Below are 13,378 nucleotides of genomic sequence, written 5' to 3'. Positions count from 1 at the left end.
TTCATCGGGCGTTCACGGACAGGACCGGGAGATTTCCCGGAGCGCCGCCGTTGATTAGGCGCTCCAGGGCGTCTGTGTCGAGGTGCTTCTCCAGCAGGTCGGCGAGCAGATCCAGTTGGGCGGCGCGGACCTCGGCGACCGAAACATCCTCGGCGACATGGAATCCGGCGCGCCCGGCGCGAATCGCGACCTCCCGCAGCCAGGTCCGGCGGAATTCGTCGGATTCCAGCGCGCCGTGCAGATGCGTGCCCCAGATCGCGCCGCGCACACTGCCTTCCGGGACGCCGTCCAGCTCCAGCCAGGAGTGATCGGAATTACGGGTGACGCGGCCGTGATGAATCTCGTAGCCGTGCACGGGGACGGGGCCGGCGTGACCCGACGAGCGGCGCAGGACCTTCGGGTCGGCGAATTCGATATCGAGATCGAGCAGGCCGAGACCGGGGACGGTGCCCGCGGTGGATTCGATGCGATCGGTGATGGTGCGGGCGAGCATCTGGTAGCCGCCGCAGATGGCCAGGATGGGGCCGCCGTCGGCCGCGCGGGCGGTGAGGGCGTCGGCGATTCCGGTGCGGCGCAGCCATTCCAGATCGCTGACGGTGGATTTACTGCCCGGGACGACGACCAGGTCAGCGCCGGTGAGGCGGGACGGGTCGCGCACCCAGCGCACCGAAACACCGGGTTCGCAGGCGAGGGCTTCGACGTCGGTCGAGTTGGAGATGCGGGGCAGGCGGATGGCGGCGACGGTCAGCCATTCGGTGCCGCGCGGGGGTTGCGGGCGACCGACAGGGGCGTCGGCGACGGTGCCCAGGGAATCCTCGGCATCGATCCAGAGCTCCTCGGCGAAGGGGATCACGCCGAGGGTAGGGCGGCCGGTGAGCGCGGTCAGCTGGTCGAGGCCGGGCTTCAGCAGGTCCACATCGCCACGGAACTTGTTGATGATGAAGCCCGAGATCAGTTGCTGGTCTTCGGGTTCCAGAATGGCGACGGTGCCGAACAGGTGGGCCAGCACGCCGCCGCGATCGATGTCACCGACCACGACGACCGGCAGGTCGGCCTCCCGGGCCAAGCCCATATTCGCTAGATCGGTTGCGCGCAGGTTGATTTCGGCGGGTGATCCGGCACCTTCGCAGATCACCACATCGAATTCCGCACGCAGCGAGGCCAATTCCTCGGCGACGATGCCGCGCAGCTGCTGCCGGTGCCGGAAGTAGTCCTTGGCCCCGACCGTATCGATGGCTTTGCCGCGTACGACCAGCTGCGAGCGGCGGTCGCTGCCGGGCTTGAGCAAGATGGGATTGAATCGCACGCTGGGTTCGAGTCCCGCCGCCCGCGCTTGCAGTGCCTGCGCACGCCCGATCTCCCCGCCGTCGAGGGTGACCACGGAGTTGTTGGACATGTTCTGCGCCTTGAACGGCGCGACGCGGACCCCGCGTCGCGCCAGCAGCCGGCAGAGCCCGGCTACGACAACGCTTTTGCCCGCATCGGAGGTAGTTCCGGCGACGAGCAGCGCGCCCTTCATCGGGACCACCCCTCGTCATCCCGCCGTGCTTGTGGCCGGGATCCACCGGTAGATTCCGGCCACAAGCACGCCGGAATGACGGGGTGAGGTTTCACGGAAGCGTGAGGATTTCCGCGCCGTCTTCGGTAACCACCAGGGTGTGTTCGAACTGGGCGGTCCACTTCTTGTCCTTGGTGACAACCGTCCAGCCGTCGTCCCAGATCTCGTAGTCGATGCCGCCGAGGTTGATCATCGGCTCGATGGTGAAGGTCATGCCCGGCTCGATCACCGACTCCACGGCGGGGTTGTCGTAATGCAGGATGACCAAGCCGCTGTGGAAGGTCGGGCCGACACCGTGCCCGGTGAAGTCGCGCACCACGCCGTACCCGAAGCGGTTGGCGTAGGACTCGATCACGCGGCCGATGACATTCAGCGCCCGGCCCGGCTTCACGGCCTTGATGGACCGCATGGTCGCCTCGTGCGTGCGCTCGACCAGCAGCTTGACCTCTTCATCGACATCGCCCGCGAGATACGTCTTGTTCGTATCCCCGTGCACGCCATTGATGTACGCGGTCACGTCGATATTCACGATGTCCCCGTCCTCGATCACCGTCGAGTCCGGGATGCCGTGGCAGATGACCTCGTTCATCGAGGTGCAGCAGGATTTCGGGAACCCCTTGTAGCCCAGCGTCGACGGGTACGCGCCGTTGTCGATCAGGTACTCGTGCACGATCGCGTCGAGCTGATCGGTCGTATTGCCGGGCACGACCGCCTTGCCCGCCTCTTCCATCGCCTGCGCCGCGAGCTTGCTCGCCAACCGCATCTTCTCGATGGTCTCCGGGGTCTGCACCCACGGCTCGTGGCCCTCGTTGGCGGTCTTCTTCCACGCGTATTCGGGCCGCTCGATGGATTTCGGCACCTCACGGATGGGCGACTGCGTGCCGGGAACGAGGGGTTTGCGGGTGCGCACTGACATGCGAACAAGACTATCCGCCCGTGCGATGGGCTTCGCGCTCTCGGGGGCTTCGCCCCCGAACCATCGACAGAGAAGGGTGTAAGGACAGACCCCCGCAGCCCCCGGACAGGGGGCCGGATCGCAGGGAATGTTTCCGGACCACGGTCCGTTTAGCCGTGTAGTTGACTTGGAAACAACGTGGAAGAAGGGGCGCGAGCCGTGGAACTGGGACTGACGACATTCGCCGAGACGCATCCCGTCGGCGGCGACGGGCCGGTGCCGACGGCCGGTGAACGCCTGCGGCAGGTGGTCGAGGAAGCCGTGACGACCGAGCAGGCCGGGCTGGACGTGTACGGCGTGGGCGAGCATCACCGCAAGGACTTCGCGGCCTCCTCTCCCGCCGTGGTGCTGGCGGCCATCGCCTCGCGCACCGAGCGCATCCAGCTGACCAGCGCGGTCACCGTACTGAGCTCGGCCGATCCGGTGCGGGCGTACCAGGACTTCGCGACCCTCGACGGATTGTCCGGCGGCCGTGCCGAACTCATGGCCGGGCGCGGATCGTTCATCGAATCGTTCCCGCTGTTCGGGTACGACCTCGCCGATTACGACGAACTGTTCGAGGAGAAGCTGGCGCTGCTGCTGAAGCTGCGCGAGGACGAGCCGGTGACCTGGTCCGGGAAGTTCCGGGCGCCGCTTCAGGACGCGATCGTCTACCCGCGCACCGAGCACCGGCCGCTGCCGGTGTGGATCGCGGTGGGCGGATCGCCGGAGTCGGTGGTGCGCGCGGGGCTGCTCGGCCTGCCCCTGGCCATCGCGATCATCGGCGGGCAGCCGGCTCGGTTCAAGCCGCTGGTGGACCTGTACCACCGCGCGCTGGAACAGGGCGGGCACGACCCGCAGCCGGTGGCGGTGCACGCGCACGGCTATGTGGCCGAGACGGATTCACAGGCCGTGAACGACTTCTACCAGCCGTACGCGGCGGCCATGTCCGGCATCGGGCGTGAGCGCGGCTGGGGTCCGATGACGCGTGAGCAGTTCGACGCGTTGCGCTCGCAGAGCGGATCGCTGTTCGTCGGCACACCCGATTACGTGGCGGGCAAGATCGCCGATATTCGCGACACCCTCGGCCTGGACCGGTTCATGCTGCACACCAGCGTGGGCACGCTGCCGCACGAGAAGGTGCTGCGCAATATCGAACTGCTGGGTGAGAAGGTGGCCCCGCAGGTCCGCTGACCTCACCTTGTCATCCCGGCATGCTTTCAGCCGGGATCTATGGTGGGCGTGTGGATTCCGGCTAAGAACACGCCGGAATGACGAGTGGTGGATCAGTCGTGCAGCGTCGCCTGGAAAGCGATGCGATCGCCGCGGTAGAGGGATCGGACGCGTTCGATGGGAACGCCGTCCGGCCCGACACTGCGGCGATGCAACAGCAGCATCGGAAGGGCCGTGGTGCATTCCAGCAGTGCGGCCTCACGCGGCGAGGCGAGCACGGTTTCGACGCGTTCGGTGGCGTTCGCGTAGACCACACCCATGGCGCGGGTCGCCGCGTACAGCGAGGTCTCGGGATTGTAGGTCGCACGCAGGGCGGCGAAGCGCGGCAAGGGCATGAAAGTGCTTTCCAGGCCGATCCTTTCGCCGTCCGCCAGCAGGATGCGCTCCAGATGCATGACCGGCGTGCCCGGCTGGACACCGAGATCGCGTGCGGTGTCCGGGTCGGCCGACTCGTCGGGCCAGCGCACCAGCAGCCGCCCCGGCACCCGGCCGAACTTGAGCGCGCCCTCGGTGTAGGACCGTAAAGTCATGGGCTGCACCATCTTCGGGCGCGAGACCACCGTTCCGCGCCCCTGCCGCCGGATGCGGCCCTCCACCAACAGCTCGCGCATGGCTTGCCGCACGGTTTCGCGCGCCACCCCGCAGCGCAGCGCGAGGTCGCGCTCGGAGGGCAGCGGATCGCCCTCCGACAATTCGCCGAGCAGCGACTCCAGTTCCGTGCGCACCCGGTAAGACTTGGGCATCCGAGCGGGATCCGTTCCGGCGCCGGACATTTCGTCCAGCCCGGCATCCCCCTCGCGCCGGGTTCCCACCCCGGCAACGTCCGTTGTGTCCATGCCCCCAATGTACACAAGATTGGTCTATACCAATTGTTAACCTAGCGTTAGCGTACGAAACACTCGTAGGTCTAGACCATTGGCCACCATGTTGGACATGCGATTGGTCATCATTGGAGGCGGCATCCTGGGCACCGCCCACGCCCTGGCCGCCATCGGACGCGGACACGAAGTAGTCCACCTGGAACGCGAGGTGGAGGCGCGCGGCGCGACCGTCCGCAATTTCGGGCTGGTGTGGGTATCGGGCCGCAGCGCCAATGAACTCGACCTGACCCTGAAATCGCGGCAACTGTGGGAGGAGATCGGCGGCAAGGTGCCGGGCGTCGGCTTCCGGCCCGCCGGATCGATCACCCTGGTGCGCACCGAGAACGAGCTCGCCGTGGCTGAAGCCGCCGTCCGCGACGCCGATGCCGCGCGGGGCTTCGAACTGCTCGACGCCGACCGGGTACGGGAGGTCAACCCGGCGCTGCGCGGCAAATTCCTTGCCGGACTGCACTGTTCGACCGATGCGGCGGTGGAGTCGCGGCAGGCGCTGCCCGCGCTGCGGCGATACCTGGAGGCCAGCGGGCGCTACTCCTTCTTCGGCGGCACCGAGGCGCGCACCATCACCGGTTCCACCGTCGTCGATGATCGCGGCCGCCGCCACGAAGGCGATCTGGTGCTGTTCTGCCCGGGCGCCGCGCACAGCGGTCTGACTCGGGAACTCGTCGGCGATATTCCGGTGCGCCGGGTGCGGTTGCAGATGATGCAGACCGCCCCGCTGGGCGAGCCGCTCACCACCGCCATCGCCGACGGCGACAGCTTCCGCTACTACCCGAACTTCGCCGGACCCGAGCTGGACCGGCTGAATGCCGAAGAGGCGCAACCGTTCACGGCCGCCCAGCACAAGATGCAGCTGCTCGCGGTGCAGCGTCTGCACGGCGGGCTGACCATCGGCGACACCCACGAATACGACGAGCCGTTCAACTTCGACGTGGACGAGGCGCCGTACGAGCACCTGGTCGGGGTGATGGAGGAGCTGCTCGGGCGCAAGCTGCCGCCGGTGGTGCGGCGCTGGGCGGGCGTATACAGCCAGAGCATCGATCCGGGGACGATCGTGACCCGCGCACAGGCATCGGAGAACGTCTGGGTGATCACCGGGCCGGGTGGGCGCGGCATGACCCTGGGCCCCGCGATCGGCGCGGAGACCGCCGATCTGCTCAACCTCTGATCCGACCGACCGAGAAGGAAACGCAGTGTCCGACAAGCAGATCGACCTCGCCGTCCTCGATATGGCCGGTACCACCGTCGCCGACGACGGGCTCGTCCTGAAAGCCTTCGAGGTGGCCGCCACCGCCGCCGGGATGCCCGCCGAAGGGCCGGAGCGCGACGCGGCCCGGCAGTACGTCATCGACACCATGGGGCAGTCCAAGATCGTCGTCTTCCGCGCGTTGACCGGTGGGGACGAGGAGCGCGCCGTAGCCGGCAATGCCGCGTTCGAGGCCGCCTACGCCGAATTCGCCGATGCCGGGGTGACGCCGATTCCCGGTGCCGCCGAAGCCATTACGGCGCTGCGCGCGGCCGGCATCAAGGTGGCGCTGACCACCGGATTCAGCCGCGAGACCCAGGACAAGTTGCTGAACGCGCTGGGCTGGAACGAGATCGCCGATCTGACCCTGGCCCCGTCCGACGCCGGGCGCGGCCGGCCCTACCCGGACATGGTCCTGGCCGCCGTGCTGCGGCTGGGCATCGATGCCGTGGATCGCGTTGCCGTGCTGGGTGATACGGCCAGCGATATCGGCACCGGGCTCGCCGCGGGCGCACGCATCGTGGCCGGAACCCTGACCGGCGCGCACGACGAAGAACAGCTGCGCGCCGCCGGGGCCACCCACGTGGTGCCGACCGTCACCGAGTTCGCGCGACTGCTGCTGGCCGAGCGCGCCTAGAGAATTCCGCCGGACCGGCCCACTGCCGGGCCGGCGGATCCCCCATCCCTTCGACGACACGTCCTACGAACTGAAAGTTGCTTGCACCGTGCGTAATCCGAACAACCGCCTCGCACGCACCATCGCCCGCACCGCCTTGATCCTCACCTCCGCCACCGCGGTCGCGTTCAGCCTGACCGCGTGCGGCGGCACCGGCAGCGATTCCGCCGACGGCAAAACGGTCACCGTCTACTCCGCCGACGGGGTCGGCGAGTGGTACAAGACCCAGTTCGCGAAATTCAAGGACCAGACCGGGATTTCGGTCAACCTGGTCGAGGCCGGCTCCGCCGAGGTGGTCAACCGCGTCGACAAGGAACAGTCCAACGCGCAGGCCGACGTGATCGTCACGCTGCCGCCGTTCATGCAGAAGGCCGACAAGCAGGGCCTGTTGCAGTCCAGCGGAGTCGATTTCGGCGCCGTCGCCGCCGCGGACAAGGACGCGAAGGGCAACTGGGTGACCCTGGCCGGCAACTACCTGTGCTTCATCGCCAACCCGTCGGTCGATGCCACCAAGCTGACCTGGGACGACATGCTGAAGCCGGAGTACAAGAGCAAGCTTCAGTACTCGACCCCCGGCCAGGCCGGTGACGGCACCGCCGTGCTGATCCTGCTCCAGTCGCTGTACGGCAAGCAGGGTGCGCTCGACTACCTGACCAAGTTGCAGGCCAACAATGTCGGCCCGTCCTCCTCCACCGGCAAGCTCCAGGCCAAGGTCGACAAGGGCGAGATCGTCATCGCCAATGGCGATATCCAGATGAACCTGGCCAATATCAAGGAGAAGGGGTCCAAGTTCAGCGTCTTCTTCCCCGCCGGCAACGACGGCAAGCAGTCGACCGTGGCGCTGCCGTACCTGATGGGCCTGGCCAAGGGCGCGCCGCACTCCGACGCCGGTAAGAAGCTGATGACCTTCCTGCTCTCGGCCGAGGCGCAGAAGACGCTGCCCGAGTCCATGGCCGTGCCGGCTCGCACCGACCTCGCGGGTGCGCCCGCCGCGGCCGGGTCGGTGTCCCCGGCCGCGCTGATCAAGAACGTCGAGATCGTGCATCCCGACTGGAACAAGGTGCTCGACGAGCTGGACGCCGATGTGGCCGCCTACAACAAGGCCACCGGCAGCTAGTTCACGGCGTAATCCTTCACCGATCCCAGGAGCAGCAACCATGTCTTCCGCGTTGACGACGAACACGGTGGCGGAACCCGCCACCACCGAACCGGCCATCGTGTTCGACCGGGTCGGTGTCACCTACGGCCGCGGCCGTAAGACCACCGTGGCCCTGGCCGATTTCAATCTGCGGGTCGCCGCGGGGGAAACGGTCGCGCTCCTGGGACCCAGCGGGTCCGGCAAGTCCACCGCGCTCAAGGCTCTGGCCGGATTCGTGCAGCCGACCTCGGGGACGGTGCGGCTGGCCGGGAAGGATGTCACGCACCTGTCGCCCGCCAAGCGCGGGATCGGGGTGGTGGTGCAGTCCTATGCGCTCTTCCCGCACATGCGGGTGTTCGACAATGTGGCGTTCGGGTTGAAGGCGCATCGGGTGCCGCGCAACGAGATCGGGGATCGGGTCACCGAGGCGCTGGAGATGGTCGGCATGGGGGCATATGCCAAGCGGCTGCCCCGGGAATTGTCCGGCGGGCAGCAGCAGCGTGTCGCGATCGCGCGGGCGCTGGCCATCCGGCCCAAGGTGCTGTTGCTCGACGAGCCGCTGGCCGCGCTGGACGCGCAGTTGCGGCAGAACATGCTCGGGGAGTTGCAGCAGTTGCGGAAGGCGTTGCCGGACACGGCGATGCTGTATGTGACGCATGATCAGTCCGAGGCGCTGGCGCTGGCGGATCGGATCGCGGTGATGCGGGATGCGCGGCTGGTGGATATCGATACCGCCCGGCAGTTGTGGCAGCAGCCGTCCACCGATTTCACGGCGTCGTTCCTGGGTGGGGCGAACCTGTTGCCCTGCAAGGTGAATCGGGTTTCGGGGACCACCGCGCTGGTCAGCGTCGGCGAGCACACGCTGCGCGCGGAGGCGCCCCGGCCCGGGGTGGGGCGTCCCGAATGGGCCGTGAATGCCGAAGCGCAGCTGGTGGTTCGGCCGCACACCATTCAGATCGCGGCGCTCACCGACCGGGATGTGCTGCGCGGCAGCGTGGTTACCGCGGTGTGGAAGGGCGCTTCCACGCGCCTGCATCTCACCGTGGCCGGGATTCCCGGCGAATTCACCGCCGATGTGCCCGGTCACAGTGAGCTCGTCACCGGCGATAACATCGGGGTGCGATTCCCCGATCCGGCCGGCGTGCTGATTCCGCCCGCTCCCGGAACCGACTCCGCCGCAGATGATTCCGAGGTGCGCGCGTGACCGCTCTGCTCGAATCACCCGCCGAGGGGGCCGCCCCCGCGCCGCCCGCGCCCGGCCGCCGCCTGCGTCCCGTGCTCTGGACCTTGCCGCCGGTCCTGGTGGTCCTGCTCATCGCCGTCTATCCGATCGTGCGGGTGCTGCTGGAGTCCACCGAGACCAAATCCGGGCGCGGCGCCGGCACCTGGACCAAGGTGCTCGCCGAGGAATCGTTCCGAAATGCCCTGTGGCGCACCATCACCATCGCCGTCAGTTCCACCGTCGGCTGCCTGGTCCTGGGTACGTTCCTGGCGATCGTGCTGGCCTTCATCCCCTTCCCCGGATCCCAGCTGGTCGGCCGTCTCATCGACACCATTCTGACGCTGCCGTCCTTCCTGGTGACCCTCGCCTTCACCTTCCTCTACGGAACCGCGGGCGCGGTAAACGCTTTCATCACCCAGCTCACCGGCGACAAAGAGCCGGCCCTGAACTTCCTCTCCACCCCGTGGGGCGTGATCCTCGCCGAAATCACCTTCTTCACCCCCTTCGTCGTCCGCCCCCTCCTGGCCGCCTTCGCCCAACTCCCCCGCGAACAACTCGACGTGGCTTCGAGTCTCGGCGCGTCGCCCTGGCGTGTCCTGCGCCAGGTGGTCCTTCCCGAAGCCGGGCCGGCCTTGGCGGCGGGCGGCAGCCTCGTACTCCTGCTGACGCTCAACGAATTCGGCATCGTGCTGTTCACCGGCGCCAAGGGCGTGATCACCCTCCCCGCCCTCATCTACACCCGCGGCATCGTCACCTTCGACCTCCCCGGAGCCGCCGTCCTGGCCTCCATCCAGGTCCTGCTCTCCCTCACCCTCTACCTCGCCTACCGCCTGCTGTTCGCCCGCCTCACCAGCACCCGCGAGGAGTCCTGACCATGCTGATCTGGACCCGCCGCGGCCGCCTGGCCGTCCTCTCCGTCTTCGCCCTGGTAGTAGCGGTCGTCTTCATAGCTCCCCTCGCCACCGTGATCGCGGCGGCCCTGGCCGGCCGCTGGACCGGCCCCCTCCCCTCCGACCTGGGCTTCACCAACTTCGACCACGCCCTCTCCGGCGAACAATCCGCCAGCCTCTCGGTGAGCCTCCAAACCGCCCTGCTGGCCGGCCTGATCGCTCTCCTCCTGGGAACCTGGGCAGCCCTGGCCTCCCGAGAAACCCCCACCTGGCTCCGCCGCACCACCGACGCCCTCTTCCACATCCCGGTAGCCGTCCCCTCGGTAGCCATCGGCCTGGGCATCCTCATCACCTTCAACGAACGCCCCCTACTCCTGGGCGGCACCAAGTGGATAGTCATCCTGGCCCACACCGTCCTGGTCCTCGCCTACGCCTTCTCCGGCGTCTCCGCAGCCCTGGACCGCCTGGACCCCGGCTACCAGCAAGCCGCCGAATCCCTGGGTGCAAGCCCCCTCCGAGTCCTCACCCGCATAACCCTCCCCCTCCTACTCCCCGCCCTGGGCGCAGCCGCAGGCCTCGCAATCGCCCTCTCCATGGGCGAACTGGGCGCCACCATCATGGTCTACCCCGCCACCTGGAAAACCCTGCCCGTCAGCATCTTCGCCGCCACCGACCGCGGCGAAGTCTTCGACGCCGCCGCCAGCACCACCCTCCTCGTCCTGGTAACCCTCATAGCCCTGGTAATCCTCGGCCGCCTCCGAGGCAAAGCCGCCCTCCGCTGAGCTGCGGCATGACGAAATGACAGTTGGGCCGGTACCCGGGTGGGTAGCGGCCCAACTGGTTTCTCCGAGGAGGGATCAGCTCGGAGAGTCTTGGGTGGCGGCGGAGAGGATCAGGCGGGAGGTTGAGTCGTCGGTGGCTTCGATGAGGCCGGCGGCCAGGAGGTGGGCGGCGGCCAGGTCGAGGGCGGCGCGTTGGAGGGCGGTGAGGGTGGCGGTCAGGTGGTGGCCTTTGCGCTCGAAGCCGGTTCGGAGTTGGTGGGCCGAGTCGAAGCCGCCGAAGCCGGAGAGGGCGTGAGTTGTTGTGCTGTGGTGGATTTGGGGGGCTAGGGAGTCCGCGAATCGCAGGTAGGTTGCGGCGCACTTGCGGGCGGCCTCGGGGTCCATGCGGAAGGTGCCGGAACGGGCTTGGTCGTACAGGCCGGGGGCCGAGGTCATGGACAGCGCTCCATCGTCGGATTGTGAAATGCTGTTTTACGCGTGCAATTTCGCGAAAGGGTGATCGGGCGAACGCAGCGGGAGATCAGGGGCGGGCGTGCCGCGCCAGTCGACCACGCGGCACGCCGGGCGGGGCGCCCCGTTGCGCCCGCCGTCTTGTGGCGGGCGACGTCCTGCGGTTCGGGCGGGCTACTGGTCCGATAGCCGCGCTACGAATGACGTCACCGCTGGCGACAATGACACTGTAGCAATGCATCAATTGTGTCAATGCATTTCGAATCATTGTTCCGGTAAACGGCGGCGGCCTCCGGCCACGTCGATTACGAGATCAGTGTAGCCGTCAACTAGTTCGGCCAGATGGTACCAGTGTTTATGGGTATTATCGCTGGCCGCACCTTCATGATCTATCACCTGATTCGCTTCCACCCAGCTCCGGGCCATGCGGTCGACCACGGCCCCCAGACTTTCGGTGTGTAGCGCAGCGCCGTTGCGGTGTTGTGGCAGTTCCTGTTCCACCCAGTCGTTGATATCGTCAACGAGTTCGTCGCGGCGGCAATCGATCTCGGTGATCAACATCGGATCGCGGACCTGCCCCCGGCGTTCGTGCAACTCCGCCAGCGCATGTGCCGAGCGCAGTAAAACTCGATCTTGAAATCGACGTCCCTGGAAGGCGCAGAGCAATTGCGGAGCGGTCGGCAGCACGCCGGCGATCGACATGGTCATCGCGACTCCCCAAACGCACCCGACAGCATCACTAATCGCACCAACATGATTGGTCTCCGGATTCAGCTATACCGCTCTATGGATCGGTTCAACACGAATAGGCTAGCTGGATCATGCTCTTACAAATGCAAGAACGCAATACTGCGTTCTAGCAAGTGCGCCAAGCGAAAGGGTTGTCATGGCAGGCAAGCGCACCGTGCTCACCGTCCGTTTGCGCCGCCTCGCGGCGATGCTGCACGAGATGCGGGAAAGCGCCAACCTCAGCAAAGAGGTGGTCAGCGCGAAGACCGGCATCAACGTCACCACGCTGTACCGCATCGAGACGGCCCAGGCCAGGCCACAACGCCGAACCCTCACCGCCATGCTGGATCTCTACGGCATCGGCGAGCCGCAACGTTCAGATGCCTTGCAGTTGCTGGTGGATGCGCTCCGCCCCGGCATGGCGCGCTCCTTCGAGGACGCCGTGTCGGAGGTCTACGGCGCGTACATCAACTTCGAAGCCGAAGCGCTCTCGGCGCGATTCTTCCAGTCCACCTTCATCCCCGGCCTGCTACAGACCGAGGCGTACGCCAACGCGGTCTACGAGACCACCATGCCCAAAATCTCGGAACAGGTTCGCGAGCAACGGATTCAGGCCCGCGTGCAGCGCGCCAAGGTGCTCACCAAGGAGGACGCCCTGGAGCTGTGGGTGGTGCTCGACGAGGCCGTCATCCGAAGACTGGTGGGCGGCAGAGAGATCATGCGAGAACAGTTGCAGCGATTGCGCGACGAGACCGACAAGCGGAACGTGATCTTGCAGATCCTGCCCTTCGACGCCGGCGCGCACCCGGGCATGCTGGGCTCCTTCACTCTGCTCGACTTCCCCGACCCCGCCGACCCGGAACTGGTCTATGTCGAAGGCATCGCCAACGACGAACTCATCGAGGGCCACCCCGAGGTCCGCCGATACGGCGTCATGTTCGATCAACTCCGCGCCATGGCGCTCAGCCCCCGCGACTCGCTCAACATGATCGACGCGACCATGATCGATCTGGACAAATGATCAACCAGTCACCCTAGGTGGGCAAAACCTCACCCTCGGATCGGAGATCGGCAGCACTGAGGTTGCTGTCAGCGTGAACCGAATGCGGCGACAGTGGAATACATCCCGAACAGCACCACATAGCCGCAGTTCCGAGAGGATGATGTTCGATGTGCAAGCCGGTTACTTCCACCGTCGCCACCCTGGTTCCCATGCGGGGCGCGATGCCCGCCGCACAGACCGACCCGGCCGACGTGGCGGCGACCGCCGCGGGCTGCGAACTGACCTACGCCGAACTCGACCGCTGGAGCAACCGCCTGGCCCGCATGCTGCTGACGCTCGGAGCCCGCCCCGGCACCCGTGTCGCGATCGCCGAAACGCCCCAACTGGAGACCGTCGTCTCCCGGCTGGCGATCACCAAGACCGGCGCCACCCCCGTGCAGTTGCTGACCGAAACCATCTCCGCGCGAGTCGATTTCGGTATCACCACCAAAGCGGGCCGGGACCGGTTGGACGATGCGAGCCGCTGGCTGGTGCTGGACGAGCGCTCCACCCTGTTGCAGTACCTCACCGGCTCCGACGCACCGCTCACCGACGCGGAGCTCCATACGGCGCGGAAGGCCTCCTGACCCGCCCGAGATA

General features: G+C 67.0%; 14 protein-coding genes. 9 read left to right on the top strand and 5 right to left on the bottom strand.

Annotation, left to right across the window (positions count from 1 at the left end; all coding sequences use genetic code 11):
* Position 1: 1 nt before the first annotated feature.
* Entirely contained in the window at positions 2-1,519 is a 1,518-nt protein-coding gene (locus NI1_RS30225; RefSeq protein WP_067827841.1) for a cobyric acid synthase, read from the bottom strand.
* A 91-nt stretch (positions 1,520-1,610) separates the two neighbouring features.
* Complete coding sequence (gene map / locus NI1_RS30220) at positions 1,611-2,474, bottom strand: type I methionyl aminopeptidase (protein WP_067827418.1); 864 nt, start codon at positions 2,472-2,474, stop codon at positions 1,611-1,613.
* 198 nt (positions 2,475-2,672) lie between these two features.
* On the opposite strand from map, the gene NI1_RS30215 reads away from it, so the two are divergent.
* On the top strand, positions 2,673-3,686 hold the full coding sequence (locus NI1_RS30215; protein WP_067827839.1) for an LLM class flavin-dependent oxidoreductase: 1,014 nt from the start codon (positions 2,673-2,675) through the stop codon (positions 3,684-3,686).
* Positions 3,687-3,778: 92 nt separating this feature from the next.
* Here the strand turns inward: NI1_RS30215 and NI1_RS30210 are convergent, their stop codons facing one another.
* Positions 3,779-4,498 carry a GntR family transcriptional regulator gene (locus NI1_RS30210; RefSeq protein ID WP_067827836.1) on the bottom strand — a complete coding sequence of 240 codons (720 nt, stop codon included), beginning with the start codon at positions 4,496-4,498 and terminating at the stop codon, positions 3,779-3,781.
* 160 nt (positions 4,499-4,658) lie between these two features.
* Here NI1_RS30210 and NI1_RS30205 point away from each other — a divergent pair, with 160 nt between their 5' ends.
* The 6 genes from NI1_RS30205 to NI1_RS30180 all read left to right on the top strand — a co-directional run bounded on the left by NI1_RS30205 (position 4,659) and on the right by NI1_RS30180 (position 10,557).
* The gene (locus NI1_RS30205; protein ID WP_067827834.1) at positions 4,659-5,771 is read left to right on the top strand and encodes a TIGR03364 family FAD-dependent oxidoreductase; all 1,113 of its coding nucleotides are present in this window, start codon (positions 4,659-4,661) and stop codon (positions 5,769-5,771) included.
* A gap of 25 nt (positions 5,772-5,796) precedes the next feature.
* Positions 5,797-6,486, top strand: coding sequence for a phosphonatase-like hydrolase (locus tag NI1_RS30200; protein WP_084523941.1), 690 nt, complete (start codon positions 5,797-5,799; stop codon positions 6,484-6,486).
* An 88-nt stretch (positions 6,487-6,574) separates the two neighbouring features.
* A complete protein-coding gene (locus NI1_RS30195; protein ID WP_067827415.1) occupies positions 6,575-7,642 on the top strand; it encodes a 2-aminoethylphosphonate ABC transporter substrate-binding protein in 1,068 nt (355 codons plus the stop codon).
* Between the two features lie 40 nt (positions 7,643-7,682).
* Entirely contained in the window at positions 7,683-8,867 is a 1,185-nt protein-coding gene (locus NI1_RS30190; RefSeq protein WP_067827412.1) for an ABC transporter ATP-binding protein, read from the top strand.
* Positions 8,864-9,757 carry a 2-aminoethylphosphonate ABC transporter permease subunit gene (locus tag NI1_RS30185; protein ID WP_067827409.1) on the top strand — a complete coding sequence of 298 codons (894 nt, stop codon included), beginning with the start codon at positions 8,864-8,866 and terminating at the stop codon, positions 9,755-9,757. The genes NI1_RS30190 and NI1_RS30185 overlap by 4 nt, the downstream gene beginning before the upstream one ends.
* Before the next feature lie 2 nt (positions 9,758-9,759).
* Positions 9,760-10,557 (top strand): ABC transporter permease, encoded by a 798-nt coding sequence (locus tag NI1_RS30180; RefSeq protein WP_067827406.1) that lies wholly within the window; start codon positions 9,760-9,762, stop codon positions 10,555-10,557.
* 75 nt (positions 10,558-10,632) lie between these two features.
* On the opposite strand, the gene NI1_RS30175 is transcribed toward NI1_RS30180, so the two are convergent.
* Positions 10,633-10,992, bottom strand: a complete 360-nt coding sequence (locus NI1_RS30175; RefSeq protein WP_067827403.1) for a hypothetical protein — start codon at positions 10,990-10,992, stop codon at positions 10,633-10,635.
* 279 nt (positions 10,993-11,271) lie between these two features.
* Entirely contained in the window at positions 11,272-11,715 is a 444-nt protein-coding gene (locus NI1_RS30170) for a DUF4254 domain-containing protein (protein ID WP_067827400.1), read from the bottom strand.
* Between the two features lie 178 nt (positions 11,716-11,893).
* Here NI1_RS30170 and NI1_RS30165 point away from each other — a divergent pair, with 178 nt between their 5' ends.
* Together NI1_RS30165 and NI1_RS30160 are read left to right on the top strand one after the other, a co-directional pair.
* On the top strand, positions 11,894-12,757 hold the full coding sequence (locus tag NI1_RS30165; RefSeq protein WP_067827397.1) for a helix-turn-helix domain-containing protein: 864 nt from the start codon (positions 11,894-11,896) through the stop codon (positions 12,755-12,757).
* A 149-nt stretch (positions 12,758-12,906) separates the two neighbouring features.
* Entirely contained in the window at positions 12,907-13,365 is a 459-nt protein-coding gene (locus NI1_RS30160) for an AMP-binding protein (protein WP_067827394.1), read from the top strand.
* The last annotated feature ends 13 nt before the right edge of the window (positions 13,366-13,378 follow it).

It is taken from the genome of Nocardia inohanensis NBRC 100128, from assembly GCF_001612945.1.
Classification (GTDB): Bacteria; Actinomycetota; Actinomycetes; order Mycobacteriales; family Mycobacteriaceae; genus Nocardia; species Nocardia inohanensis.
This window is presented reverse-complemented; position numbering and strand designations above follow the sequence as displayed.